Consider the following 25,320-nt stretch of genomic DNA (forward strand, 5'->3'; position numbering starts at 1 on the left):
GCCGGGCCCGGCGGGGGCGTCCTCGCGCGATGGCGCGGCGTGGGGAACGGGGTCGGGCGGCGGCGTTTCAGCCGCGGGCGGCTCCCCCATCACGGGTGGGACGGGCTCCGGTTCCGCGCCGCCGGTGACGGGGGGCACGGCTCCATCGACGGCTGCGGCATCCGCGGGAGGTGCGTCGCCCGGGTCCGAACCGGCCGCCGGGGAAGCCTCGGTGGCGGAGGAGGTTTCGGCGAGGGGCGTCACGTCGGCTGGCATATCGGCCGGCGTGTCGGAAACAGGGGCGGCCACGGCCTCGTCGGGAGCAAGGAGCGGGGTTGACGCGGGAGGGGCGTCCGCTGTGGTTTCGCCGGCCGCCGCCGCGGGCGTCTCCGTTTCCGGGGTCGCCGCGATCTCCTGCGCTTCCAGCGTGATGGTCGGGGCCTTGCCGCGACGCCGCGGCTTCAGGTCGTCGCTCGGGCGGTCGTCACTGGCCATAACAACTGTCTCCCGCTTGCCCCTGGGCATGATCTAGCGCGCTGGCGGACCTCGCCGCAACCCGAGCCAGGTCAAAGGGCGGCCAGAAGGTCGGCCTCGCGCGGACGTTGAGCGGTAATGACGCACGAGGGACGGAGAGGTTCCAGGGCGGCCGCAACCGCCGCCGAGAGGCAGAGATGGCGCAGGACACCCGCCTCCGGGGCAAGCCCGGCAGCGGTGCAAAGCGTCGTGAACAGGCCGGCGGCGCGGGGCGAATAGTGCAGCGCGGCGGCGAGGGAGCCGCTTCGCAGGGCATCACCCACCGCCGGCGGCAGGGTCGCCTTCGCCCGCATGCGGTAGACGGTGGCGGGGACGACGGAGAGGCCCGCCGGGGCGAGGGCGGCGGCCAGGTCGCCGGCCCGCTCCTCGCCGCCCGGATGGAGGATGCGGGCGCCGGCGGGGAGACCCGCAGCGGCGATAAGGACCGCTAGCGCCGCTACGTCACCTGCCGCCGACCTGATGTCGCGGAAGCCTGCGGCGGCCAGGGCCTCGGCGGTGCGGTCGCCTACCGCAAAAGCCGGAAGCGGCGCGAGTGCTGCCAGCGCTCCCGGCGGCAGCATGGCCGGCGTGCGTGCGCTGGTGACGGCGATGGCGTCGTAGGCGCCGCCGAGGTCCGCGGCGACGGGTTCGGCCTCGAAGAGCGGCGCCAGCAGCGCGGCGTGGCCGAGGGCTGCGAGGCTCTCCGCCGTGCGCGAGGCCTCGGGCTCCGGCCGCGTCACGAGGACGCGCATCAGTGGGTTCCGAAGAAGCCGGCTCCGGCGCGTCCCTTCAGTTCGGCGCCGGCGTCGCGGCCGAGGGCGACGGCGTCGCCCGACGTTCCGGAGCGCGCGGCAACGTGGCTCTCGCTGCCGTCGGGGCGCAGAATCTCGCCGGTGAAGGACAGGCTGTCGCCATCGAGCGTGGCGAGGCCGGCGATGGGGGTGCGGCACGAGCCGTCGAGCACGGCGAGGAAGGCGCGCTCGGCGGCGAGCGCCAGCGCTGTCGGCCGATGGTCGAGCGGAGCGAGGAGTTCGCGGGTGCGGGTGTCGTCGAGACGCGTCTCGATGCCGATGGCGCCCTGGCCGACGGCGGGCAGGAACCGCTCGGAGGCGACGATCTCGGTGACCTCGTGGGCGATGCCGAGCCGGTTGAGTCCGGCCATGGCGAGCATGGTGCCGGCGACGTCGCCGGCATTGAGCTTGGCGAGCCGGGTCTGGACGTTGCCGCGGAAGGTGATCACCTCGAGATCGGGCCGCTCGCGGCGGATCTGCGCCTGGCGGCGCAGGGAGGAGGACCCGATCACCGCGCCCTTCGGCAGCCCTGCGAGGGTGGTCGCGGCGCGGCCGATGAAGCCGTCGCGCACGTCCTCGCGCTTCAGGAAGCAGACGAGCCCCAGCCCGTCGGGCAGGAGCGTCGGCATGTCCTTGGAGGAATGCACGGCGAGATCGATGCGGCCGTCGAGGAGCTGCTCCTCGATCTCCTTGGTGAAGAGCCCCTTGCCGCCCGCCTCGGAGAGCGGCCGGTCGAGGATCGCGTCGCCGGTCGTCTTGATGATCTCGACGGCAATGTCGTCCTCGGAGACCCCGTGGGCCGCACCGAGGAGCCGTCTCACCAGGTGGGCCTGGGCCAGCGCCAGGGCGGAGCCACGGGTGCCGATGCGGAGGAAGGGCGATTGCGCCATGGGAAGGTCCGGTGATACGCGGGACCCGGATCATAGCGAGGGATCGGCGGACAGGAAGTCCCCGTCGAACCTCCCATGGCGGAGGACAGGGCCTTCATGCTGGTTCTCGGGATCGAGACCACCTGCGACGAGACGGCGGCGGCGGTGGTGCGCGTCGGCGCGGATGGTCGCGGCACGATCCTGTCCAACATCGTGCGGACCCAGATCGAGGATCATGCGCCCTATGGCGGCGTGGTGCCAGAGATCGCGGCGCGCGCCCATGTCGAGATCGTCGACCGGGTGACGGCCGAGGCGCTGCGCGCCGCCGGTATCGGCGCGGCCGATCTCGACGCGGTGGCGGCTGCCGGCGGGCCCGGCCTCGTCGGCGGCGTGCTCGTCGGGCTCACCACCGCCAAGGCCATGGCACTGGTGCTGGGCAAGCCGCTTCTGGCGGTGAACCACCTCGAGGCGCACGCCCTGACCGCGCGTCTCACGGACGCCGTCGCCTTTCCCTATCTCTTGCTGCTCGTCTCCGGCGGCCATACCCAGCTTCTCGCGGTCCGCGGCGTCGGCGACTACGCCAAGCTCGGCACCACCATCGACGACGCCATCGGCGAGGCCTTCGACAAGGTCGCCAAGCTCCTCGGACTGCCCTATCCCGGCGGTCCCGAAGTGGAGCGCCGTGCGCTCGCCGGCAACGGCCGCCGCTTCGCCTTTCCCAGGCCGCTGCAGGGGCGGCCTGAGCCGGATTTCTCGCTCTCCGGCCTGAAGACGGCGGTTCGGCTGGCGGCTGAAGACCTCAGGGCCTCGTCGGGCCCGCTCTCGGCGCAGGACGTCGCCGACCTCTGCGCCTCGTTCCAGGCGGCGGTGGCGGACATGGTGGCGGACCGCTGCAAGCAGGCGATCCGGCTGTTCCGCAGCCGCCACGGAGAGCCCACGGCGCTGGTCGTCGCGGGCGGCGTCGGCGCCAACCAGGCGCTGAAGGCGGTTCTCCAGCGGACGGCGGACGTGGCCGGCCTGCCGCTGGTGGTGCCGCCGCCGAAACTGTGCACCGACAACGGCGCGATGATCGCCTGGGCCGGGGCCGAGAGGCTGATGGCCGGGTTCAGCGATCCGCTCGACATCGCGCCGCGGGCGCGCTGGCCGCTCGATGCGGGCGCCGCCACGGTCGGCTCCGGGCGGCTCGGGGCCAAGGCATGAGTTTCGGGGGAGGGTCGGCGTGATGACGACGGAAACCAGCGTGGCGGTGCTCGGGGCCGGCGCCTTCGGCACGGCGCTCGCCAACGTGGCGGCGCGGGCGGGCCGGAGCGTGACCCTCTACGCCCGCGACGCCGCCGTGGTGGCCGAGATCAACGGCCGCCGCAGCAACGCGGCCCGCCTGCCGGGTGCCGAGATCCACGAGCGTGTGACGGCGACGACCTCGCTCGTCGAGGCGGCCTCCGCCGCGATGATCCTGGTCGTGGTGCCGGCGCAGGCCCTGCGGGCGGTGCTGGCTGCCGCCGCCCCCTACATCCGCCCGGGCACCCCGCTCGTCATCTGCGCCAAGGGCATCGAGCGGGGAACGGGCCATTTCCTCTCCGACGTGGCGGCGGCGGAGGTTCCGGGCGCCGTTCCCGCCATGCTCTCCGGGCCGAGCTTTGCCGCCGACATCGACCGCGGCCTGCCGACGGCGGTGACGGTGGCCGCGGCCGACGAGGCGGTGGCGCGGCACATCGCCGCGACCCTGGGCTCGCCGGCCTTCCGCCTCTACCACGCCACCGACCTGCGCGGCGTCGAGATCGGCGGCGCCACCAAGAATGTGCTGGCGATCGCCGCGGGAATCGTCGCGGGCCGCAAGCTCGGCGCCAGCGCCACCGCCGCCATCACGGCCCGCGGTTTCGCCGAACTGACGCGGTTCGGCACCCATTTCGGCGCGAAGCCGCAGACGCTGATGGGCCTGTCGGGCCTCGGCGACCTCATCCTCAGCTGTTCGAGCCTGCAGTCGCGCAACTTCGCCCTCGGCCATGCCCTCGGCGAGGGCAAGGGCCTGGAGCTCGTGTCGGGCAAGGGGGCGCTTGCGGAAGGCGCGCTCACCGCAGAGATATTGGTGGAGAAGGCCCGCGAGGCCGGCATCGACATGCCGATTGCCGAAGCCGTCGATGCCGTCCTCGGCGGGATCATCGACGTCGACCAGGCGATCGTGCAGCTGATGGCGCGGCCGCAGCGGGCGGAGTGACGGCGATGCGGGACAACGAGAGGCGAGGGACCGAGCGATGACCAATTTCTTCGACAAGCTGGCGCGTGGCGTGGAGGCCGCGACCAAGGCCATGGGTTCGGACCTCGTTGCCGAGACCCATCCCTTCGACCTCACCCATTCGGTGGTCTTCCCCGTCGCCAAGCTGATGAAGCGGCGCACCGGCGGCGAGCCGATCGTGGTGATCGAGCTCTCCGACGGCAAGACGACGATGACTCTGGCCGAGTTCGACCGCTTCGTCACCGAGCTCGACGCCTTCCGCAAGCTCATTCCCTCGGTCGCGACCGGCCCGAAGATCGAGGGCCAGTGATGGCGCACTGGCTCTACAAGTCCGAGCCCTTCAAGTGGTCCTGGGACCAGCAGGTGGCGGCGGGCGACACGGGGACGTTCTGGGACGGCGTGCGCAACCACGCCGCCAAGCTCAACCTCATGCGCATGAAGGCCGGCGATCGGGGCTTCTTCTACCATTCCAACGAGGGCAAGGAGATCGTCGGCCTCGTCGAGGTGATCCGCGAAGCCTATCCGGACCCGACGGCGGAAGCGGGCGAGCCCTGGGTGGTGGTCGACATCAAGGCGGTGAAGCCGCTGAAGACGCCGGTGAGCCTCGAGGCGGTGAAGCACGAGCCGGCGCTCGCCAACATGGCGCTGCTCAAGCTGTCGCGGCTTTCGGTTCAGCCGGTGACCGACGCGGAATGGGCCACCGTCTGCCGGATGGGCGGCATCGAGCCCTAAGAGGCCCTGCGCCGCGCGGCGGCCGCACCCGCCGCGTCGAGGCTTCGCATCGGCCGCTCGGCCCGCTATCATGGCTGAAACGCCGTTTCGTCCCTCCCCGAGGCTCGACCCATGTCCACGTCACCCGCGCCGCGCGGCCCGCTCGCCGGCATCCGCATCCTCGACCTGACCTCGGTCATCCTCGGGCCCTATGCGACCATGCTGCTCGGCGACATGGGCGCCGAGGTGATCAAGGTCGAGAGCCCGGCCGACGGCGGCGACATCATGCGCAAGCCGGGCGCCTGGCCCGAGGCGGCGGGGCCGGGCATGGGCCCGCTCTACATGATGTACAACAAGAACAAGAAGTCGGTGGCGCTCGACCTCAAGCGGCGCGAGGACCAGGAAGCCTGCATCGCGCTCGCCCGCACCTGCGACGTCGTCTGCTCCAACATGCGGATGGACACGGCCGCCCGCCTGAAGATGGACTACGACAGCCTGAAGGCGCGGCTGCCTGACCTCATCTACATCCACGCCGCGGGCTTCGGCGCCGACGGTCCCTATGCCGGCCGGCCGGCCTATGACGACCTGATCCAGGGCGTCTCGGGCGGGGCCGACATCCTGCCGCGCGTCGATGGCAATCCGGCGCCCCGCTACCTGCCGACGCTCGCCGCGGACAAGACGGTGGGCCTGTTCATGGTGCAGGCGGTTCTTGCCGCCCTGTTCCACAAGCAGCGCACAGGCGAGGGGCAGTTCGTCGAGGTGCCGATGTTCGAGTGCTACACGCATTTCGTCATGCACGAGAACCTCTACGGCCACGTCTATGACCCGGCGCCCGCCGGCACCGGCTTCGGCTATGGCCGCATCCACAATCCGGACCGGCGGCCCTACCAGTCGAAAGACGGATGGATCGGCATCGTCCCCTACAGCGATCGCAACTGGGCGGACTTCTTCGCGCTGGCGGGCCGGCCCGAGCTCAATGCGGATCCGAAGTTCTCGAGCTACGAGGCGCGGATGCGGAACATCCAGGAGCTCTATTCCATGATGGACGCGATGGTGGCGACCCGCACCAACGCGGACTGGGAGAAGGTGCTGAGCGAGAAGGCCATTCCCTTCGCGCCGATCAACCGCTTCGACGACCTGATGGAGGACCCGCACCTGAAGGCGGTCGGGTTCTTCCAGCGGCATGCCCATCCGGACGGCTATACCTGGGTGGACATGAAGCACCCCGTGAACTACGCGGCCTCCCCCGCCTCCACCCGCCTGTCGCCGCCGCGGCTCGGGCAGGACACGGCCGAGGTGCTGCGCGAGGCAGGCGTCGAGCTGCCGAAGGCGGCGGAGTAAGCGGCGGGGGGCCTTGCGGGCCCCACCCTCCCCGCGCTGCGCCCGGACAGGGGGACTTTGACGTCCCGCATGATCTGGCTGCGTCGGGCCTGGCCCCGGCGGAACCGCCCGGACTGGACGAAGGGCCCCCGGGCGCTACCTTCTCGCGCCATGCAGCGCCTGCTCAAATTCGGCCATACGATGGGGGCGATCGGGCTCATGGGAGCCCTCGCCTGCCTCCTGGTGCTCGACCATCTGGCGCCGCCACCGTCGGACTTGAAGAGCTTCGCGTTGATGCGCGGCGCGATGGCGGAGATCGCCACCTGGGTGCTGCTTCCCGCGCTGCTCCTGACCCTGGTTCCGGGCCTCCTGTCCCTCTCCGTCACGCCCGCCTTCCACAATGCCGGCTGGGTCTGGGCCAAGACCGCCTCGGGGATCCTGGTTTTCGCCGGCGGTTTGCATGTGGTCGGGCCGCTGCAGGACCTCGGCCGGCAGAGCGCCGAGGCGCTGGCGGGCCGGCTCGACCCGGCGACGCTGGCGGAATCGATCGCCCCCGGCGAAGCCAGGACCATGTGGATGCTGATGGCGGTGTCGACCGCCAATGTGGTGCTCGGCATCTGGCGCGGGCGGATCCTGCGCTGATCAGGGGCCTCTTGCCCTCAGCGCCCCCGGTAGACCTCGGTCTCGAAGGCCCGGAACACCCTGATCGCCCGCGGATCGAAGAAGGGCACGATCTGGGTGATGAAGACGCCCGCGAGGCCGTTCTTCGGGTCGATCCAGTAGAAGGTGTTGGCGAACCCTGCCCAGGACAGGGCCCCGGCCGGTCGCCCCTCGGGGGTCTGCTCGCGGTTCTGCTGGAAGCCGAGGGTCCAGCCGGTCGGTTTGCCGCGGAAGAAATCGGCGCTCCTGAGGCCCATGGGCGACATCAGGCCGAGGGCCGGCACCGAGAGCTGCGGGATCTGGTCGGTCATCAGCCCGGCGATGCTCTCCGCCCCGAGAATCCGCTCGCCACCGAGGCTGCCGCCGGCGAGGATCATGCGCAGGAAGGTCAGGTAGTCGCCGGCGGTGGCATAGAGCCCGCCGCCGCCGGAGGCGAATTCCGGCTCCTGCACCACCACCATCTCGGTGGGGACGTAGGTGCCGTCCTCGGTGACGCCGTGGACCGTGGCGCGCCGCGCCATCTGGTCGGCGCCGAGACGGAACATGGTGTCCGTCATGCCGAGGGGTGCAAAGATCCGCTCGCGGAACACGGTCTCCAGCGGCTTTCCCGTGACGATCTCGACGATCCGGCCGGCCCAGTCGGTGGAGATGCCGTAGATGAAGGCCTCGCCAGGCTCGCCCACCAGCGGCGCGCCGAGGGAGGCGAGCCTGCCGGTGTTGGTGGCGGGCAGGCCCGTCGCCTTCATGTATTTGCGCAGGGCGGAGGAGGCGAAGTCGTAGGTGTAGCCGGCGGTATGGGTCAGGAGGTGGCGCACCGTCACCGGCCGCGCCGGCGTGCGGGTCAGAGGGCGGCCCTCGGCGTCGAAATCGTGCAGCAGGGCGGCATCGCCGATCTCCGGCGCATAGGTCGAGGCCGGCGCGTCGAGGTCGACCCTGCCCTCCTCGACCAGCTGCAGCAGCGCCACCGTGGTGATCGCCTTGGTCATGGAGGCGATCCAGGCCACCGTGTCGGGGGTCATCGGCGCGTCGGCGCCGAGACGCCGGGTTCCGAAGCCGCCCTCGTAGAGAAGGCCGTCGCGGTTCGCGACCATGGCGACAACGCCTGGAATCTCGCCGGCCCGGGCGGCCTCGCTGAGGATGGTGTCGAGAGCGGCGGTCATGGCTGTTCATCCGGGCGGCGTGAGGGGCGGCCACATTCGGCGGCGGCCGGGGCGGGGTCAATTCGGCCGAACCGCCAGCCCGCCCGCGGGCGACCAAAGTGTGAGACAGGGCCGGCTTGAGCCGTCGGCAGCCGCCGACGTATGGTCGGGCGCGATAAGGGACAAGCGGCCGGACCAAGGCTGCATCCCGGGGAAACGACAGCGTCGCCGGCCCGATCCCGCCGGCGGCCGTGAGAGGGGAAAGCCATGTCGGACAAGCTCTATCCGGTCAGCGCGGACTGGGCGTCGCGCGCCTATGTGGACGATGCCAAGTACAAGGCCATGTACGAGGCCTCGGTGAAGGCGCCGGAGGCCTTCTGGGGTGAGCACGGCAAGCGCATCGACTGGATGAAGCCCTACACGCGGGTGAAGAACACCTCCTACGACCCGCACAACGTGTCGATCCGCTGGTTCGAGGACGGCACGACCAACGTCTCCTACAACTGCGTCGACCGGCATCTCGCCAAGCGCGGCGACCAGGTGGCGATCATCTGGGAGGGCGACGACCCCAAGGACGACGCGAAGATCACCTACCGGCAGCTTCATGCCCAGGTGATGAAATGGGCCAACGTCCTGAAGAGCCAGGGCGTGAAGAAGGGCGACCGCGTCACGATCTACCTGCCGATGATCCCCGAGGCGGCCTATGCCATGCTCGCCTGCACCCGCATCGGCGCCGTCCATTCCATCGTCTTCGGCGGCTTCTCTCCCGACAGCCTCGCCGGGCGCATCGAGGATGCGGCGACCTCCGTTGTCATCACCGCCGACGAGGGCCTGCGCGGCGGCCGCAAGGTGCCGCTGAAGGTCAATGTCGACGCCGCCGTGGAGAAGATCCCCGGGGTCGTGAAGAGCGTCGTCGTGGTGAAGCGCACGGGATCGCCCATCGCCATGACGGCGGGCCGCGACCACTACTATGCCGACCTCGCCGCCACCGTGCCGGACGAATGCCCGCCGGAGGAGATGAACGCCGAGGATCCGCTGTTCATCCTCTACACCTCCGGCTCGACGGGCAAGCCGAAGGGCGTGCTGCATTCCACCGGCGGTTATCTCGTCTACGCCTCGATGACGCATCAGTACGTCTTCGACTACAAGGACGGGGACATCTACTGGTGCACGGCGGACGTCGGCTGGGTGACCGGCCACAGCTACATCGTCTACGGGCCGCTGGCCAACGGCGCGACGACGCTGATGTTCGAGGGTATTCCGACCTATCCGTCGATCTCCCGCTTCTGGGACGTGGTCGACAAGCACAAGGTCAACACGTTCTACACCGCCCCCACCGCCATCCGCTCGCTGATGGGCGCCGGCGAGGATCCGGTGAAGAAGACCTCGCGCGCCTCGCTGCGCCTGCTCGGTTCGGTCGGCGAGCCGATCAATCCGGAAGCCTGGGAATGGTATCACCGCGTGGTGGGTGAGGGCCGCTGCCCGATCGTCGACACCTGGTGGCAGACCGAGACCGGCGGCATCCTGATCACGCCGCTGCCCGGCGCCACGGCGCTGAAGCCGGGCTCGGCGACGCGGCCCTTCTTCGGCGTGCAGCCGGAGATCGTCGATGCCGAGGGCAAGGTGCTGGAGGGGGCCTGCGAGGGCAATCTCGTCATCTCCGACTCCTGGCCGGGCCAGATGCGCACGGTGTTCGGCGATCACGAGCGCTTCGTTCAGACCTATTTCTCCACCTATGCCGGCAAGTATTTCACCGGCGACGGCTGCCGCCGCGATGCCGATGGCTATTACTGGATCACCGGCCGCGTCGACGACGTCATCAACGTCTCCGGCCACCGCATGGGCACGGCGGAGGTCGAATCCGCTCTCGTCGCCCATCCCAAGGTCTCGGAGGCCGCCGTTGTGGGCTATCCCCACGACATCAAGGGCCAGGGCATCTATGCCTATGTCACCCTGATGAGCGGCGAGGACCCGACCGAGGAGCTGCGCAAGGAGCTCGTCGCCTGGGTGCGCAAGGAGATCGGCCCGATCGCCTCGCCGGACCTGATCCAGTTCTCGCCGGGTCTGCCGAAGACGCGCTCGGGCAAGATCATGCGCCGCATTCTGCGCAAGATCGCCGAGAACGAGTTCGGGGCGCTGGGCGACACCTCGACGCTGGCCGATCCCGCCGTCGTCGACGACCTCATCAGCAACCGGCAGAACCGCAAGGGCGCCTGACATGGGGAGGGCGCCCGCCTTGCTGGCGGCGGCCCTCACCCTCGCGCCCTGGCCGGCGTTCGCCTGCGCGCCCGAACGGGTCGAGGCGGTGTCCGGGCTCCGCGCCGAGGCGCCCCTCACGCTCGCAGGGCCAGACGGGCGACGGTTTCGCCTCGCGGTCCTCTCGGGCGAGGCGGCGGTGCCGGCCGCAGCCGTCACCCGGGTCGCCATCCTCGGCCCGGGCGACCGGCACGAGCGCATCCCGGTTCTGGCGCTCGGGCCCGATGGTCCGGTCGAGGCGGACCTCCTGCGCCGCGGCCTGGCGCGGCTCACCCCGACGCGCCTCGTCCCCCGCGACTGCTGGCGCCTCATGGAGGCGGCCGAGACGGAAGCAGCTACCGCCAGGCGTGGCATCTGGGCCACGCCCCAGTCACTTCTTGATACAAACGATGTCGAGGCGCTGAGGGCCGCCGAGGGCCGCTTCGTGGTCGCGACGGGCCGCGTCCGCAGCGTCCGGACCGTCAATCGCATCACCTACGTCAATTTCGGACCCCCCAGGGCCGGGGCGCTGACGGTCACGATCCACGAGCGCGACATGCCCGCCTTTCGGGAGTTCGGGCTTGAACCCGCCGCAATCCGTGGGCACATGCTGCGGGTGCGAGGGGTCGTCACGACCCGGCGCGGCCCCTTCATCGCGGCGGCGATGCCGGAGGCGATCACTATCGCGGAGGCACCCGTCCGGGGTGCAAGGTAGCCCAGGACCGTGTCTCGGTTCGACGGAGCAGCGCATGTGCATTGGCCGTCGCCCCGCGCGGCGGCGCTGGCGCTCGCGCTGATCCTGGCCGGCTGCGCCACCGCGCCGGACACCACCGCGCCGCTTCCCGAGCCGGTTCCGACCGAAACCCGGCTGCCGCCGCTGACCAGCCGCGACCACGGCCGCATCCTCACCGCCTTCGGCGGCGAATACAGCGCGCCCGGCATCGAGCGGCTGGCCACCGAGGTGCTCGACCGGCTTGCCGCAGCCTCTGACAAGCCGGACCAGCGCTACCGGCTGACCGTGCTCAACTCGCCGACCATCAACGCCTTCGCGCTGCCCTCGGGCCACCTCTACATCACCCGCGGCATGCTGGCGCTCATCAACGACATGAGCGAGTTCGCCGCCGTCCTCGGCCACGAGATGGCGCATGTGTCGGCCCGCCACGCCAACCAGCGCGAGGACCAGGTGCGCACCAGCGAGCTCGTCGCGGTGATGCGGGCGCGCCTCCTCAACGACATGGCCGGCGCCGAAGCGCGGCGCGAGGCGGCACGGGTGTCGCTGGCCAACTTCTCGCGCAGCCAGGAACTGGAGGCCGACACGATCGGCGTCGCCCTCATCGCCAAGGCCGGCTTCGACCCCTACGGCGCCTCGCGCTTCCTCGAGACCATGGACCGCAACGCGGCGCTGCGCTCGCCATCCCAGGCCTCCGGGGGCGGCCCGGACTTCCTCGCGTCCCATCCCTCGACGCCCGAGCGCATCCGCCAGGCCGTGCTCGCGGCGCGCCAGCACATGGCGCCCGACGGGCGGCCGCGCGACCGCGAACGCTACCTCAGGGCCATCGACGGCATCACCTTCGGCGAGGATCCGCGCCAGGGCGTGGTGCGGGGCCGCAGCTTCATCCATCCGCGCCTCGGTTTCACGGTGACGGCGCCGGAAGGCTTCACGCTGGAGAATTCGCGGCAGGCTGTCACCGGCCTCGGCCCCAACGAGATGGCGATCCGCCTCGACGTGGTGCGCGTCCAGGCCAACCAGGCGCTGACCTCGTACCTCTCCTCCGGCTGGATCGACGGGCTCGCGGCGGAGACGGTGGAGGCTGTGACGATCAACGGCTTCCAGGCGGCGACCGCCGTGGCGCGCGGCAGCGACTGGTCATTCCGCATCTTCGTGGTGCGTTTCGGCAGCGAGGTCTACCGGATCATCTATGCGGCCCGCGACCTCAACGCCGAGGTCGACGGCAGCTTCCGCGCGTCGATGGAGACGTTCCGGCGTCTCACCAGCGCCGAGGCGGCGGTGAAGCCCGCCCGCGTGCGCACGCTTCGCGCCGGCGAGGGCGACACGGTCCTGACCTTCGCCCGCAGGATGCAGGTGCCCGACCGCGCCGAGGAGCGCTTCCGCGTCCTCAACGGGCTCGGCGACGGCGAGCAGCCGCGCGGCGGAGAACTCGTCAAGGTCATCGCGGAGTAGAAACTACCATACAAGCACGGCCGGACGCTTGCATCGGCGCGCGCCTTGGCCTTTGCTCCTCGCCCCGACCGAGGAAACGCCAAAGGCAACGACCATGACGCTCAAGACCTTCGACCTGACCGGCCGCCGCGCCCTCATCACCGGATCGGGCAGCGGCATCGGCCTCGCCTATGCCGAGGGCCTCGCGGGGGCAGGGTGCGAGATCGTCCTCAACGGCCGTGACGAGGGCAAGCTCGCCAAGGCCGAGGCGGCCCTCAGGGCGCGCGGCTTCCGCGTCACCTCCAGCGCCTTCGACGTCACGGACCCGGCGGCCGTGAAGGCCGGCGTCGACGCGATCGAGAAGGACGTCGGCCCCATCGACATCCTCGTCAACAATGCCGGGATGACCATCCGCCAGCCGCTGGAGGATTTCCCCGAGGATGCCTGGCGGCGGGTCATGGCGACCAATATCGACAGCGTCTTCTACGTCTCCAAGGCGGTGGCGAAGCACATGCTGCCGCGCGGCTACGGCAAGATCATCAACACCTGTTCGGTGATGAGCGAGCTCGGCCGGCCCTCCATCGCGCCCTACACCGCCTCCAAGGGCGCGGTGAAGATGATGACGCGGCAGATGGCGGTGGAATGGGGCCGCCGCGGCATCCGCTCCAACGGCATCGCGCCGGGCTACTTCAAGACCGAGCTGACCGACGCTCTGGTGAAGGACGAGAAGTTCTCGTCCTGGCTCGAGGGCCGCACCCCGCTCGGGCGCTGGGGCGACGTCTCGGAGCTGCAGGGCGCCTGCGTCTTCCTCGCCGCGCCCGCGTCCGACTACGTCACCGGGCACGTGCTGTTCGTCGACGGCGGCCTGACCGCCTCGGTCTGAGCCCCTAGCGCACCACCATCACCGCCTGCCGCGACAGCCGCGGCAGGATCTTGGCGAAATCGGCGATCCGGATCGCGACGCAGCCCGCCGTCGGCGTGAAGCCGTCGCGGGCGCCATGCCAGAAGATGGCGCTGCCGCGCCTGCGACGCACCGGCGCGTCGTTCCAGCCGAGCTCGACGATGGTGTCGTAGAGATGGTCGGCGCGGGCGAGGCGCTCCTCGGCCGGACCGGGCGGGCGGCGGATCAGCCGGTTGTAGCGACGGTCGTCCGCGTCGTCGCACCAGGCGTCCTCAGGGCCGATGGCGCGCACGGGGCGCAGAACCTGCGGGCGGACGAGGCGATCGGCGCGGAAGAAGACGCGGCGGAGCGGGAGCCGGGCCCGCGGCGTCGCCCCGTCGCCCTCGCGTTTGTCGCATCGGATGCCGCCGCGCCCGAGGGCGCAGGGGAAGGCGGCGAGGCCGACATGGAGCATGCCGCGGGACGGGCGGCCCGGCAGGGCATGGACAAAAATCCGTGAGACGCGGCCTTTCGCCATGAAAATGTCATCCATATCTCTACGACCCAGTGTGCCGCCGGTATGTAACGTCATCGGCGGCGCGCGCGTAGTGCCTTTCCAGCCTCGACCTTACGGGCGCGTCCTTGCGGCAGCCCTTCTTTCCCCGGGTGATTAGATGAGCCAAGTCCGCAAGATCCTGCTCTGCGACGACGATGCCGACATGCGCGAGGCGCTGTCCGAACAACTGGCGTTGCACGAGGAGTTCGAGACGGTCAGCGTCGATTCCGCCGCCAAGGCGATCCAGACGGTGAAGGGCGATCATTTCGACCTGCTCATCATGGACGTCGGCCTTCCGGACATGGACGGTCGCGAGGCGGTCAAGATCATGCGCAAGGGTGGCTTCAAGAGCCCGATCATCATGCTGACCGGCCACGATACCGATTCCGACACGATCCTCGGGCTCGAGGCGGGCGCCAACGACTACGTGGTCAAGCCATTCCGTTTCGCGGTGCTGCTTGCCCGCGTGCGCGCCCAGCTGCGCCAGCACGAGGCGAGCGAGGATGCCGTGTTCCAGATCGGCTCCTACTCTTTCCGCCCCTCGTCCAAGCTCCTGATCACCGACAAGAACGGCAAGATCCGCCTGACCGAGAAGGAGACGGCGATCCTGCGCTATCTCTACCGGCAGGGCATCAAGCCGGTGTCGCGCGAGATCCTGCTCTCCGAGGTCTGGGGCTACAATTCCGGGGTCACCACCCATACGCTGGAGACGCACATCTACCGGCTGCGCCAGAAGATCGAGAAGGATCCGGGCAACGCCTCGCTTCTCGTCACGGAGGGGGGCGGCTACAAGCTCGTCCCCTGACAGCGTTACCGAATTCCAAAGACATTCCGGTGCATTGTTGAAGATGGGCCGCCTCCGCCCCGGCGCGGGCGGCTCTATTGCCGTTCGATTCCCTTTCAGTCGTGCTAAGCGGAGCCCATGGCCCTCGACGACGACATTGCCCTTCTGGCCCGGGTTCCGCTGTTCGCAAGTCTCGGCGGAGAGCCCGTCCGCCTCCTGGCCTTCTCCGCCGAGACGCGCTTCCTGCGCGCCGGCGACGTGCTGTTCAAGGAAGGGCAGGCGGCCGATTGCGGCTATGTGGTGGGCGAGGGGCGCGTGTCGCTGACCAATGACGGCGGCCTCACCGATCATCTCGCCGGGCCCGGCAGCCTCATCGGCGAGATGGCCCTGATCATCGAGACGCTGCGGCCCGCGACCGCTACGGCGCGCGATCCGGTCACCGTGCTGCGCATCCCCCGGTCGCTGTTCCGGCGGGTGCTGACCGAGTTTCCCGACGCCGCGCACCGCGTCCACGAGGATTTCCGCGAGAAGATGCGGGCGACGACCGCCGATCTCCTGCGCGTCGGGCGGCTTTTCGAACGCGGCTGAGCGCGCCCGGCCTCGCTTGACGCGGGGTCGGCGTCGCACCAATGTCCCGACCGGTTGTGGTCACGTGGGTGACCCTGACCGCGGAGAAGGCGATGGCCGAGACCGGCGCGCGCGGAGGAACCCCCGGCAATGACGGCGCGGACCTGTCCCGCCGCTTCGCCGGGCTCTTGGTCCTGTGCGGCCTGCCGCTGCTGCTCCTCGTCGCGGCGCTCGGCTGGTCGACCTACGGACGGGCCGAACTCACCGCCCAGGCGCGCGACCATATGGTCGAGCATCTCCTCCTCGTCATCGGCATCGTCGCCACCTTCACCGTGCTCGCCGTCGTGGTGTGGCGGCAGTTCGTCGCCCCGGCCGTGGCGCTGGCGCGGGCAGGGGCGCTGAACGGGCGGGGCGAGGCGGCGCCGCTGCCGGCCGTGCCGGCGCCCTGGACGGGGCTGCGCCGCCAGCTGGAAATCTCCATCGGCGAGCAGCAGGCGAAGATCCACCAGCTCCGGGCGATGATCGACGGCATCCCGCTGCGTACCGTCTACGTCGATCCCGACCTCGTCTATCGCGACGCCAACCGCGAATTCCTCGAATTCGTCGGCAAGCCGCGCGAGGAGGTCGTCGGGCACACGGTCGCCGAGATCCTCGGCCCCAAGGTGGTCGAGCAGTACCAGATCCTGGGCGAGCGGGTCCGCCGCGGCGAAACCATGCGCTGGGAGGGCTGGATCCCCTTCGTCACCCGCGGCCAGCGTTACCTGCAGGTCTCGCTCATGCCCTACGTGGCGGTCGGCGACACACGCGTCGGCTACCTCACCTTCACCCGCGACCTCACCGAGCTGAAGCTCGGCGAGCAGGAGCTCGCGCGGAACATGGAGGCGCTGGCGCGCAGCGAGTCGATGAACAAGGCGGTGGTCGTCTCCTCGCTCGACGCCATCATCGTCTCCGACGAGGACTGGCGGGTGGTCGAGTTCAATCCGGCGGCGGAGGCGATGTTCGGCTATTCCCGCGACGAGGCCATCGGCCGCTACGCCTTCGACATCGTCGTGCCGGATGGCATGCGCGACATGCAGATCGGCACCATGGCGCGCTACAAGGCGAAGGTGGATGCCGGGAGCCTCGCCCGCCGCTTCGACACGGTGGCCAAACGCCGCGACGGCGCGACCTTCCCCGTCGAGTACTCGGTCAACACGATCCGCACCGGCGACCACCGCCTGTTCATGGCCCATGTCCGCGACCTCACCGAGACCCGGCGGATGGAGGAGGAGGCGCAGGCGAGCCGCGAGCGGCTGCACCAGGTGGAGAAGCTTTCCGCCATGGGCTCGCTCCTCGCCGGGGTGGCGCACGAGCTGAACAACCCGCTCGCCATCGTCATCGCCCAGTCCTCGCTGCTGGTGGAGAAGGCGGCGAGCGACGACGTGAAGCGGCGCGGCGAGCGCATCCACGCGGCCGCCGAGCGCTGCGGCCGCATCGTCAAGAGCTTCCTGGCCATGGCGCGGCAGAAGCCGCCGCAGCGCGAGCCGGTCGACATGGCGCAGGTGGTGACCGGCGCGCTCGACATGGTGAGCTACGGGCTGCGCAGCTCCGGCATCGAGGTGGACCTCGACGTCACGCCCGGCCTGCCGGTGATCAGCGGCGACAGGGACCTGCTGACCCAGGTGCTCGCCAACCTGATGATCAATGCCCAGCAGGCCCTGATGGACCGGCCGCCGCCGCGGCGGATCGCGCTGAGGGTGTGGCGGGAGGGCGCCGACATCGCCATTCGCGTGGCCGACAACGGTCCGGGCATCCCCCCCGACATCATGCGGCGCGTCTTCGAGCCCTATTTCACCACCAAGCCGGCGGGGGTGGGCACCGGGATCGGGCTTTCCATCTGCCGCAACGTGGTGGAGGCCCACGGCGGCAAGGTCATGCTGAGCAACCGGCCTGAGGGCGGCGCGCAGTTCGACATCACGCTGCCCGTCGCGGCGGCGGGCGCACAGGCCGACGAAGCCGACGTGGCGCCGGCCGGCCGTACCGGCCTGTCGGTCCTCATCGTCGACGACGAGGTGGACGTCGCCCGCAGCCTGGCGGAGATCGTGGAGGGCCTCGGCCACCGGCCGGTGACGGTCGATCGCCCCTCGGCGGCGCTCGAACAGGTCGAGACCAGCCGCTTTGACGTCATCTTCGCCGACCTCAGGATGCCGGGCCTCGACGGAATCGACTTCCGCGACCGCATCCACCGCCGCGACCCGGCGCTGGCGGAGCGCACCGTCATCGTCACCGGCGACACGGTGGCCGGTCCCGACCGGCTGGCGAGGGCCGAGGGCGCCGAGGTCGTGGTGCTCGAGAAGCCCTTTACCTTCGACGACGTGCGCGCGGTGCTCGCCAGGGTCACGGCGACGGGCGAGACGGCGGCGAGGCGGGCCCTCCGCTGAGGGGTCAGGCGGCGGCGCGGGCCGCGCCGTCCTCGGTCATCACATCGGCGAGCGTGCCGTAGCAGCGGGCCCAGGCGGCGCGGGAGGCGTCGTCGAACCGGTCGCCGAGATGGTCGCCGAGGGTCTTCAACAGGGCGATGCCGACCGTCTGGTAGTCGCCGGCGGAGACGCCGTAGCCGACATGTTTCGCGCCGAGGGCGCGTACGTCGTCGATCACGGCGCCGAGGTCGTCGAGCGACAGGATGACGTGGGCGAGCACCTTGACCAGCTTGCCGCGCTGGGCGGAGAGGTCGGCCGGAAACATCGGCCTCAGCGTGCCGTCGAGATGGAAGAGGTTGTCGTAGAAGTCGGCGGCGAAGGCGTCGGCGCGGCGGGCGACGAGGCCGAACTGCTGGCGGATGAGGGCGATCTGATCAGGGGTCATGAGACGGGTTCCGGCTGGAGGTTCAGTGCCCCGATGCTCGCCGCCCCGTCCTTCGCGGCGATGCCGCTGGGCCGGCCCCGCTGTTTCCCCTGTTTCGGCGCCCGGCGACTGAAACACGCATTGACGCTGCACGACATGCGGCGGCACGAATGATGCGGCGAGAGTGTTGCCGTTACATCCCGCAACCCGCAGCGCAAAGCAGAACCGATGCCGCCGCTCAAGACCCTCCGTGCGCCGAGACGGCCTCGATCAGGCCGCTTCCCCGCCCGGCTTGTCGCCGGCATGGCTCGGCAGGTCGAAGACGTAGCCATGGCCGCGCACCGTGCGGATCGCCTCGGTTTCGAGCTTGCGCCTCAGGCGCGCGATGCGGGAATCGACGGCGCGGTCGAAGGCCTCCTCGTCCTCCGCGGGCGCCTGCTCCATGATCTCCTCGCGGGTCAGCACCTTGCCGGGGTTCTCCGCGAAGATGCGGATCAGCGCCACCTCGCCGGCCGAGAGACGGTCGGTGGAGCCGTCGACCTTCAGGATGCGGGCCGCCACCAGATCCACCGAGGCCTGCTCGAAGACGACGAGATTGCGCCTGCGTCCGAGCCGGCGCTGGAGGATGCCGGCGACGCGGGCCGCGAGCTCGCGCAGCTCCACCGGCTTCTGCACGTAGTCGTCGGCGCCGAGCTCGAGGCCCAGCACCCGGTCGATCGGGTCGGGATTGCCGGTGAGGACCAGAACCGCCACGTCGCTGGCGAGATCGGTGCGGATCAGGATGTCGATGCCGTTCTCGCCGGGCAGGCCGATGTCGAGGATGATGAGGTCCGGCTTCTCGCGGGCGAGATAGGGCTCCAGCTCCCACGCCGCCTTGAGGCAATCGACGTCGTAGCCGAGATCGGTCAGGTATTCCCGCACCGCGTCCGCCCAGTCGGGTTCGTCGTCGAGCACCGCTATCCTGCCGCGCCGCGCCATCGTCATCCCTTCCACAACCCGTCGCCGGACAGCCTCGTCCATGCGACACTTCATCCTAATGCGCAGCCCTCCGGGCTGTCACGCATGCTCGCAACTGAAGGGCATCTGCAATGAGAGCCACCGTGGCCATCGTCGACGACGAGGAACATCTGCGCGAGGCGGTCGGGGAATATCTCGAGCTGCAAGGCTTCGAGGTGATGAGCTTCCGCAACGCCCAGGCCTTCCGCGAGGAGAGCGCCGGCAAGGCGATCGACGTCGCCATCCTCGACATCGCCATGCCGGGCGAGGACGGCCTGTCGCTCGCCCGCTATATCCGCAAGTCCGGCCAGACCGGCATCATCATGGCGACGGCGGCCGGGCGCCCCATCGACCGCATCGTCGGCCTCGAGATCGGCGCCGACGACTATCTGGTGAAGCCCTACGAACTCAGGGAGCTGCTCGCCCGGATCAAGAGCGTGCTGCGCCGGGTGAACGCGACGCCGGCCACGGCGGAAGCGCCGTCGCCGGCGGTGCGCGAGGGGCGGAGCCTGCGTTTCGGCGCGCTGACGCTCGACCTCGATGCGCGCCGCCTCACCGATGCCGCCAACGGTCCGATCGAGCTGACCGCCATGGAGTTCGACCTCCTCCAGGCGCTGGCGACGCGGCCGAATCGCGTGCTCTCCCGCGGCCAGCTGCAGGAATTCGCCCACGGGCGCTCCGCCGACGAGAGCGACCGCTCCATCGACATCCGCGTGACGCGCCTGCGCAAGAAGATCGAGCCCGACCCCGAGCACCCGCGCTTCATCAAGACCGTTCGCGGCGAGGGCTATGTCTTCGTCCCCAGCGGAGCGTGAGGATGTCCTCGGCCAGCGGGGGGGCCGCTGCAGAACCGGGTGACGATCTCGCGGCGATGATGCGCGAGGAGGCGCTGGCGCCGAACGGACGGTTCGACACCGGCACGCTCGGCCGCCTGTTCGACGCCATGCCGATGCGGGTGACGGCCGCCGATGCCGAGGGTCGTTTCGTCTATGCGAACCGGACTGCCCTCGCCATGTTCGGCCTGGCGCTTTCGGACGTTGTCGGCCGCACCATCCGCGAGGTCCTCGGCGACGACATGGGCGACCGCACGGCGCCGATGCTCGACGCGCTGCGCCAGGGCGAGCCGCTCCAGTGGAGCGACTGGGTCACCTACGGCAACGGCATGCGCCGCTATGTCGAACAGCTCTATTCGCCCTGTTTCGACCGCCATGGCGCCCTCATCGGCTTCATCGCCTTCATCCGCGACATCACCGCCCTTAAAGAACGCGAGGAAGCGCTGGAGGCCCGCGTCGCCGCCCTGAACGTCGCCGAGACGATCAACACGGCCATCATCAAGACCTCCATCGACCCGATCATGGTGGTCGACGAGGAGGGCGTACTGATCGACCTCAACCCCGCCGCCATGGCGACCTTCGGCTATGCCCGCAGCAATTCGGTGGGGCGTCCGATCTCCGAACTCATCATTCCGCCGGCCATGCGGCGGGCCCATGCGGATGGCATGGCGCGCTACACGGCGAGCGGCATCAGCCGCGTGCTGGACCAGCGCATGGCGATGGAGGCTCAGCGGGCCGATGGCACGATCATTCCCATCGAGCTGACCATCTCGGAGATCCGCCTGCCGCAACGGCGGGTCTTCACGGCGCATCTGCGCGACCTGTCGCAGGTGCGCGAGGCGGAGCGGCAGATGGAGCAACAGCGCGAGCGGCTGCACCAGGCCGAGAAGCTCTCGGCCATGGGTTCGCTGCTCGCCGGCGTCGCCCACGAACTCAACAACCCCCTCGCCATCCTCGTCGCCCAGTCGACGCTGCTGATGGAAACAGCGAGCGATGCCGGCCAGAAGCGCCGCGCCGAGCGCATCCACGCCGCCGCCGACCGGGCGGGACGCATCGTCAAGAGCTTCCTCGCCATGGCGCGCCAGCGACCGGAGAAGCGCGAGACGACGCAGCTCAACGACCTCGTCCGCGCCGCGGCGGAGATGCTGGCCTACGGGCTGCGCAGCCACGACGTGACGCTCGACCTCGACCTCGACCCGGACCTGCCGGTGATCGTCGCCGACCAGGACTTCATCGGCCAGGTGGTCGCCAACCTCGTCATCAACGCCCAGCACGCGCTCGTCGACATGGAGCCGCCGCGCGTGGTCAGCATCGCCACCCGCCGCAAGAACGGCCATGTGCGCCTCGTCGTCAGCGACAACGGCCCGGGCGTGCCCGAGGCCATCGCGGGGCGCATCTTCGACCCCTACTTCACCACCAAGCCCGCCGGCGTCGGCACCGGCATCGGCCTTTCGATCTGCAAGTCCATCGTGGAATCGCACGGCGGGTCCATCGCCCTCGACCGCAGCGAGGAGGGAGGCGCCCGCTTCACCGTGCTGCTGCCTGCCGCGGCTGCCGCCGCAGCGCCACAGGACGCGGAGGAACCGGCGCGCCCGGAGGGCCTGACCATCCTGGTGGTGGACGACGAGGCGGACGTCAGGGCGAGCCTCGCCGAGATGCTCGAGCTCTTCGGCCACACGATCCTGCCGGCGCAGACGGCGCGCGAGGCGCTGGAGGAAGGGGCGATCCTCGCCGCCGACCTCGTCTTCGTCGACCTGCGCATGCCGGGGATCGACGGCCTCAAGTTCCGCGACAGGGCGCTGGCCCTCAATCCGCGCCTCGCCGACCGAGTGGTCATCATGACGGGTGATGCGGTCGAGGGTCCCGGCGCCATCGAGCGCCATGCGGGAGACGACGCGATCCTGGTGATGGAGAAGCCCTTCACCCTGCAGGACGTGCGCCGGATCCTTGCAGCCTTCATCTGAACTGTTGCGGAGACCCCGAGTCTCCGCGATTCGCAGCCGAATCTTCGCGCTCGGCCCGAGAGTCTTGCGCGAGTCCTCGTATCACCGGGCTGGCTGCGCAGAGTCGCCGTTAAGAATTCGTCAACCAAGATGACTCGTTCGCCCATCGCAAAGACTCTGCGGGGCGCCCTCTCGACTCTGCTAGTGGCCGCCTCGACTCACAGACACCACATCTCGTCGGGAACGAATCGTGACTCATGCCGAGTCAGCGATTCGGGCCCGATTCGTTCCTCACCCGTTCCGGGCATGAATGTGATGACCGCGGGGCGCGAAAAGATGCGCGCCCTTCGTCCCGGCATGATACAGGGATGGAGGAATGACCCTTTCGCTTCCGCCATTGCCCCCCGCCCTCCGCGGGCGTGGGGTCACCGCAGTGCTTGGCCCCACCAATACGGGCAAGACGACGCTCGCCATCGAGCGGATGCTGGCCCATCCCTCGGGGATGATCGGCCTGCCGCTGCGGCTCCTGGCCCGGGAGGTGTACGGCAAGCTCGTCGCCAGGGCCGGAGAGGGCGCCGTCGCCCTCGTCACCGGCGAGGAGAAGATCAAGCCGCCGGGTGCCCGCTACTGGGTGGCGACCGTCGAGGCCATGCCCCTCGACCTCGACGTCTCCTTCCTCGCCATCGACGAGGTGCAGATCGCCGGCGATCTCGAGCGCGGCCATGTCTTCACCGACCGCATCCTCAACCGCCGCGGTCGCGACGAGACCATGCTGCTCGGCGCCGCCACCATGCGCGGGCTCATCGAGAAGCTCATTCCCGGCGCCAACATCGTCACCCGGCCGCGCTTCTCCAATCTCTCCTTCGCCGGCGAGAAGAAGATCACGCGGCTGCCGCGTCGCTCGGCCATCGTCGCCTTCTCCGCCGACGAGGTCTACGCCATCGCCGAGCTGATCCGCCGCCAGCGGGGCGGCGCTGCCGTGGTCCTCGGTGCGCTTTCGCCGCGCACCCGCAACGCCCAGGTGGAAATCTACCAGGCGGGGGACGTCGACTACCTCATCGCCACAGACGCCATCGGCATGGGCCTCAACCTCGACGTCGAGCACGTCGCCTTCGCTGCCGACCGCAAATATGACGGCTACCAGTTCCGCCGGCTGAATCCGGTCGAGTTCGCCCAGATCGCCGGACGTGCCGGGCGCTCCAACCGCGACGGCACCTTCGGCACGACGGGCCGCTGCCCGCCGCTGGAGGACGACCTCGTCCACGCCCTCGAGAGCCATGCCTTCGACGGGGTGAAGGTGCTGCAATGGCGCAACACCCATCTGGATTTCGGCTCGGTGGACCGGCTGCGCGACAGCCTCGACGTGGTGCCGACCGAGCCCGGCCTCACCCGCTCGCCCATCGCCGAGGACCAGCGCGTGCTGGAACTCGCCCTGCGCGACCCGCTGGTGAAGGACCGCGCCGTCGGAACCCCCGCGGTGACGCGGCTGTGGGAAGCCTGCATGATGCCGGACTACCGCAAGATCTCGCCGGCGAGCCACGCAGACCTCGTGACGACGCTTTTCGGCTATCTGACGGGCCGGTCGGGCCGGATTCCCTCCGACTGGATCGCCGCGCAGGTGGCCTTCGCCGACCGCACGGACGGCGACATCGACACGCTCTCCACGCGGATTTCGCACATCCGCACCTGGACCTTCGCAGCCAACCGGCCGGACTGGGTCGACGACCCCGTCCACTGGCAGGCCGAGACCCGCCGCGTCGAAGACATTTTGTCTGACGCCCTCCATGAACGCTTGACGCAACGCTTCGTCGACCGCAGGACGAGCGTGCTGATGCGGCGCCTAAGGGAAAACACCATGCTCGAAGCCGAGATCACCAAGACCGGCGACGTCACCGTCGAGGGCCAGCACGTCGGCCGGCTCGAGGGGTTCCGCTTCGCGCCCGATCCGCTGGCCGGCGACGGCGAGGCCGGCAAGGCGCTCAGGGCGGCGGCTTCCAAGGCCCTGGCGGGCGAGATCGACCAGCGTGCCGAGAAGCTCGCAGCCTCGGGCGACGAGACCTTCATCCTGTCGAACGACGGCACGATCCGCTGGCGCGGCGAGGCGGTGGCCAAGCTCGTCGGCGGAGACAAGGTGCTCTCGCCCCGCGTCCGTATCCTCTCCGACGAACACCTGACCGGCGGTCCGCGCGACCAGGTCCAGGCGCGCCTCGACCTGTGGGTCCATGCGCAGATCGCCAAGCTGCTCGGGCCCGTCCAGGCGCTGGAGAGCTCGGAGGAGCTCACGGGCCTTGCCCGCGGCGTCGCCTTCCAGCTCGCCGAGTCCCTCGGCGTCATCGAGCGGCCGAAGGTGGCCGAGGACGTCAAGCAGCTCGACCAGGAGGCCCGTGCCGTCCTGCGCAAGCTCGGCGTGCGCTTCGGCGCCTATCACATCTACCTGCCGGCGACCCTGAAGCCGGCGCCGCGCGCCCTGGCGCTGCAGCTCTACATGCTCAAGCACGACATGCTGGAGAAGAAGGGCCTCGCCGAACTGCCGGCGCTCGCCGCTTCGGGCCGCACCTCCATCGCCGTCGATCCGGAGATCGAGAAGGACCTCTACCGCCTCGTCGGCTTCCGGGCCCTCGGCCCGCGCGCCGTGCGGGTCGACATCCTCGAGCGTCTGGCCGACATCATTCGCCCGGCGCTCGCCTGGCGGCCCGGCACGCCGACGCCGGAGCCGGCCGGCCATTTCCCCGGCGGCGGCTTCACCGCGACGGTGGGCATGACCTCGCTGGTCGGCTGCTCGGGCGAGGACTTCGCCTCGATCCTGAAGGGCCTCGGCTATCGCATGGAGAAGCGGCCTGCGCCCCCGCCGAAGCCGGTCGTGGAGAGCGCGCCGGCCGCCGCAGCCGAGCCCGCCGCGGACGCGATCGAGGACGAGGCCTCTGCCGAACCGGTCGAAGCGGTCGAGACCGCAGAGCCGGTCGAGGCGGATGCCACGGAAGCCCTCAGCGAAGATGCGTCGCCCGCTCCCGCCGTCACGGAGGAGCCGGCCGCGGCGGCCGCCGCCGACCTGCCGCCGGTGGACGTGGTGGCGCCGGAGTTCGCGGCGCCGGCCATGACCGACACCATGGCGCCCAACGCCGTAATGGACCAGGAGGCAAGCCTCGGCGTCACGCCGCCGCCTGCCCCCGAGGGCGGCGCGGAGGCCGTCGCCGAAGAGGCCGCTCCTGCCGAGCCCGCAGCGCCGGCCGAACCTGCCCTGGTCGAGGTCTGGCGGCCCGGCGGCCGCATGGACGGCGAGCGTGGCGGACGCCGCGACTTCCGCCGTGGTGGCGAACGGGGCGAGGG

General features: G+C 70.3%; 22 protein-coding genes and 1 pseudogene. 16 read left to right on the top strand and 7 right to left on the bottom strand.

Features of this window, described 5'->3' with window-relative positions; genetic code table 11:
* From ACT6XY_RS16515 to hemC, 3 genes and pseudogenes are all read right to left on the bottom strand, one after another.
* Positions 1–474, bottom strand: a pseudogene (locus ACT6XY_RS16515) (hypothetical protein); the annotation flags it as partial.
* A gap of 71 nt (positions 475–545) precedes the next feature.
* Positions 546–1,244, bottom strand: coding sequence for a uroporphyrinogen-III synthase (locus ACT6XY_RS16520; RefSeq protein ID WP_444749424.1), 699 nt, complete (start codon positions 1,242–1,244; stop codon positions 546–548).
* Entirely contained in the window at positions 1,244–2,173 is a 930-nt protein-coding gene (gene hemC / locus ACT6XY_RS16525; RefSeq protein ID WP_444749425.1) for a hydroxymethylbilane synthase, read from the bottom strand. The genes ACT6XY_RS16520 and hemC overlap by 1 nt, the downstream gene beginning before the upstream one ends.
* Before the next feature lie 75 nt (positions 2,174–2,248).
* Between hemC and tsaD the strand changes: the two genes are divergently transcribed.
* From tsaD to ACT6XY_RS16555, 6 genes are all read left to right on the top strand, one after another.
* Positions 2,249–3,352 carry a tRNA (adenosine(37)-N6)-threonylcarbamoyltransferase complex transferase subunit TsaD gene (tsaD, locus tag ACT6XY_RS16530; protein ID WP_444749426.1) on the top strand — a complete coding sequence of 368 codons (1,104 nt, stop codon included), beginning with the start codon at positions 2,249–2,251 and terminating at the stop codon, positions 3,350–3,352.
* Between the two features lie 22 nt (positions 3,353–3,374).
* On the top strand, positions 3,375–4,367 hold the full coding sequence (locus tag ACT6XY_RS16535) for an NAD(P)H-dependent glycerol-3-phosphate dehydrogenase (protein ID WP_444749427.1): 993 nt from the start codon (positions 3,375–3,377) through the stop codon (positions 4,365–4,367).
* A gap of 37 nt (positions 4,368–4,404) precedes the next feature.
* The gene (locus tag ACT6XY_RS16540; protein WP_444749428.1) at positions 4,405–4,695 is read left to right on the top strand and encodes a hypothetical protein; all 291 of its coding nucleotides are present in this window, start codon (positions 4,405–4,407) and stop codon (positions 4,693–4,695) included.
* Positions 4,695–5,117, top strand: a complete 423-nt coding sequence (locus ACT6XY_RS16545; RefSeq protein ID WP_444749429.1) for an EVE domain-containing protein — start codon at positions 4,695–4,697, stop codon at positions 5,115–5,117. The genes ACT6XY_RS16540 and ACT6XY_RS16545 overlap by 1 nt, the downstream gene beginning before the upstream one ends.
* Positions 5,118–5,228: 111 nt before the next feature.
* Positions 5,229–6,437: a CaiB/BaiF CoA transferase family protein gene (locus ACT6XY_RS16550; RefSeq protein ID WP_444749430.1), complete on the top strand. Its 1,209-nt coding sequence runs from the start codon at positions 5,229–5,231 to the stop codon at positions 6,435–6,437.
* 150 nt (positions 6,438–6,587) lie between these two features.
* A complete protein-coding gene (locus ACT6XY_RS16555) occupies positions 6,588–7,058 on the top strand; it encodes a hypothetical protein (RefSeq protein WP_444749431.1) in 471 nt (156 codons plus the stop codon).
* Between the two features lie 17 nt (positions 7,059–7,075).
* Here ACT6XY_RS16555 and ACT6XY_RS16560 read toward each other — a convergent pair whose 3' ends face one another.
* Positions 7,076–8,236 (bottom strand): serine hydrolase domain-containing protein, encoded by a 1,161-nt coding sequence (locus ACT6XY_RS16560; protein ID WP_444749432.1) that lies wholly within the window; start codon positions 8,234–8,236, stop codon positions 7,076–7,078.
* 246 nt (positions 8,237–8,482) lie between these two features.
* Between ACT6XY_RS16560 and acs the strand changes: the two genes are divergently transcribed.
* The 4 genes from acs to ACT6XY_RS16580 all read left to right on the top strand — a co-directional run bounded on the left by acs (position 8,483) and on the right by ACT6XY_RS16580 (position 13,494).
* On the top strand, positions 8,483–10,432 hold the full coding sequence (gene acs / locus ACT6XY_RS16565) for an acetate--CoA ligase (protein ID WP_444749433.1): 1,950 nt from the start codon (positions 8,483–8,485) through the stop codon (positions 10,430–10,432).
* A 1-nt stretch (position 10,433) separates the two neighbouring features.
* Positions 10,434–11,165 carry a hypothetical protein gene (locus ACT6XY_RS16570; RefSeq protein ID WP_444749434.1) on the top strand — a complete coding sequence of 244 codons (732 nt, stop codon included), beginning with the start codon at positions 10,434–10,436 and terminating at the stop codon, positions 11,163–11,165.
* A 36-nt stretch (positions 11,166–11,201) separates the two neighbouring features.
* Positions 11,202–12,632, top strand: a complete 1,431-nt coding sequence (locus tag ACT6XY_RS16575; RefSeq protein WP_444749435.1) for a M48 family metalloprotease — start codon at positions 11,202–11,204, stop codon at positions 12,630–12,632.
* A 94-nt stretch (positions 12,633–12,726) separates the two neighbouring features.
* Complete coding sequence (locus ACT6XY_RS16580; protein WP_444749436.1) at positions 12,727–13,494, top strand: SDR family oxidoreductase; 768 nt, start codon at positions 12,727–12,729, stop codon at positions 13,492–13,494.
* Positions 13,495–13,498: 4 nt separating this feature from the next.
* Here the strand turns inward: ACT6XY_RS16580 and ACT6XY_RS16585 are convergent, their stop codons facing one another.
* Entirely contained in the window at positions 13,499–14,029 is a 531-nt protein-coding gene (locus ACT6XY_RS16585; protein WP_444749437.1) for a L,D-transpeptidase family protein, read from the bottom strand.
* A 136-nt stretch (positions 14,030–14,165) separates the two neighbouring features.
* Here ACT6XY_RS16585 and ACT6XY_RS16590 point away from each other — a divergent pair, with 136 nt between their 5' ends.
* The 3 genes from ACT6XY_RS16590 (at position 14,166) to ACT6XY_RS16600 (ending at position 17,818) form a co-directional block, all read left to right on the top strand.
* Positions 14,166–14,852, top strand: a complete 687-nt coding sequence (locus tag ACT6XY_RS16590; RefSeq protein ID WP_444749438.1) for a response regulator transcription factor — start codon at positions 14,166–14,168, stop codon at positions 14,850–14,852.
* Between the two features lie 117 nt (positions 14,853–14,969).
* On the top strand, positions 14,970–15,419 hold the full coding sequence (locus ACT6XY_RS16595) for a cyclic nucleotide-binding domain-containing protein (protein ID WP_444749439.1): 450 nt from the start codon (positions 14,970–14,972) through the stop codon (positions 15,417–15,419).
* A gap of 92 nt (positions 15,420–15,511) precedes the next feature.
* Positions 15,512–17,818 (top strand): PAS domain-containing hybrid sensor histidine kinase/response regulator, encoded by a 2,307-nt coding sequence (locus ACT6XY_RS16600; protein WP_444749440.1) that lies wholly within the window; start codon positions 15,512–15,514, stop codon positions 17,816–17,818.
* A gap of 4 nt (positions 17,819–17,822) precedes the next feature.
* On the opposite strand, the gene ACT6XY_RS16605 is transcribed toward ACT6XY_RS16600, so the two are convergent.
* Entirely contained in the window at positions 17,823–18,242 is a 420-nt protein-coding gene (locus ACT6XY_RS16605; protein WP_444749441.1) for a globin domain-containing protein, read from the bottom strand.
* 249 nt (positions 18,243–18,491) lie between these two features.
* Complete coding sequence (locus ACT6XY_RS16610; RefSeq protein ID WP_444749442.1) at positions 18,492–19,241, bottom strand: response regulator transcription factor; 750 nt, start codon at positions 19,239–19,241, stop codon at positions 18,492–18,494.
* A gap of 80 nt (positions 19,242–19,321) precedes the next feature.
* On the opposite strand from ACT6XY_RS16610, the gene ACT6XY_RS16615 reads away from it, so the two are divergent.
* The 3 genes from ACT6XY_RS16615 to ACT6XY_RS16625 all read left to right on the top strand — a co-directional run.
* Positions 19,322–20,032, top strand: coding sequence for a response regulator (locus ACT6XY_RS16615; protein ID WP_444749443.1), 711 nt, complete (start codon positions 19,322–19,324; stop codon positions 20,030–20,032).
* Positions 20,033–20,034: 2 nt separating this feature from the next.
* On the top strand, positions 20,035–22,014 hold the full coding sequence (locus ACT6XY_RS16620; protein WP_444749444.1) for a hybrid sensor histidine kinase/response regulator: 1,980 nt from the start codon (positions 20,035–20,037) through the stop codon (positions 22,012–22,014).
* A gap of 355 nt (positions 22,015–22,369) precedes the next feature.
* Positions 22,370–25,320: helicase-related protein (locus ACT6XY_RS16625; protein WP_444749445.1), on the top strand; the 2,951-nt coding region annotated here is incomplete at its 3' end.

This window comes from Phreatobacter sp. (genome assembly GCF_052440005.1).
Classification (GTDB): Bacteria; Pseudomonadota; Alphaproteobacteria; order Rhizobiales; family Phreatobacteraceae; genus Phreatobacter.

Coding starts and splice junctions, on each gene's coding strand:
- ACT6XY_RS16520 (WP_444749424.1), bottom strand. CDS start 1,244: ATGCGCGTCCTCGTGACGCGGCCGGAGCCCGAGGCCTCGCGCACGGCG.
- hemC (WP_444749425.1), bottom strand. CDS start 2,173: ATGGCGCAATCGCCCTTCCTCCGCATCGGCACCCGTGGCTCCGCCCTG.
- tsaD (WP_444749426.1), top strand. CDS start 2,249: ATGGCGGAGGACAGGGCCTTCATGCTGGTTCTCGGGATCGAGACCACC.
- ACT6XY_RS16535 (WP_444749427.1), top strand. CDS start 3,375: ATGACGACGGAAACCAGCGTGGCGGTGCTCGGGGCCGGCGCCTTCGGC.
- ACT6XY_RS16540 (WP_444749428.1), top strand. CDS start 4,405: ATGACCAATTTCTTCGACAAGCTGGCGCGTGGCGTGGAGGCCGCGACC.
- ACT6XY_RS16545 (WP_444749429.1), top strand. CDS start 4,695: ATGGCGCACTGGCTCTACAAGTCCGAGCCCTTCAAGTGGTCCTGGGAC.
- ACT6XY_RS16550 (WP_444749430.1), top strand. CDS start 5,229: ATGTCCACGTCACCCGCGCCGCGCGGCCCGCTCGCCGGCATCCGCATC.
- ACT6XY_RS16555 (WP_444749431.1), top strand. CDS start 6,588: ATGCAGCGCCTGCTCAAATTCGGCCATACGATGGGGGCGATCGGGCTC.
- ACT6XY_RS16560 (WP_444749432.1), bottom strand. CDS start 8,236: ATGACCGCCGCTCTCGACACCATCCTCAGCGAGGCCGCCCGGGCCGGC.
- acs (WP_444749433.1), top strand. CDS start 8,483: ATGTCGGACAAGCTCTATCCGGTCAGCGCGGACTGGGCGTCGCGCGCC.
- ACT6XY_RS16570 (WP_444749434.1), top strand. CDS start 10,434: ATGGGGAGGGCGCCCGCCTTGCTGGCGGCGGCCCTCACCCTCGCGCCC.
- ACT6XY_RS16580 (WP_444749436.1), top strand. CDS start 12,727: ATGACGCTCAAGACCTTCGACCTGACCGGCCGCCGCGCCCTCATCACC.
- ACT6XY_RS16585 (WP_444749437.1), bottom strand. CDS start 14,029: ATGGCGAAAGGCCGCGTCTCACGGATTTTTGTCCATGCCCTGCCGGGC.
- ACT6XY_RS16590 (WP_444749438.1), top strand. CDS start 14,166: ATGAGCCAAGTCCGCAAGATCCTGCTCTGCGACGACGATGCCGACATG.
- ACT6XY_RS16595 (WP_444749439.1), top strand. CDS start 14,970: ATGGCCCTCGACGACGACATTGCCCTTCTGGCCCGGGTTCCGCTGTTC.
- ACT6XY_RS16600 (WP_444749440.1), top strand. CDS start 15,512: ATGGCCGAGACCGGCGCGCGCGGAGGAACCCCCGGCAATGACGGCGCG.
- ACT6XY_RS16605 (WP_444749441.1), bottom strand. CDS start 18,242: ATGACCCCTGATCAGATCGCCCTCATCCGCCAGCAGTTCGGCCTCGTC.
- ACT6XY_RS16610 (WP_444749442.1), bottom strand. CDS start 19,241: ATGGACGAGGCTGTCCGGCGACGGGTTGTGGAAGGGATGACGATGGCG.
- ACT6XY_RS16620 (WP_444749444.1), top strand. CDS start 20,035: ATGTCCTCGGCCAGCGGGGGGGCCGCTGCAGAACCGGGTGACGATCTC.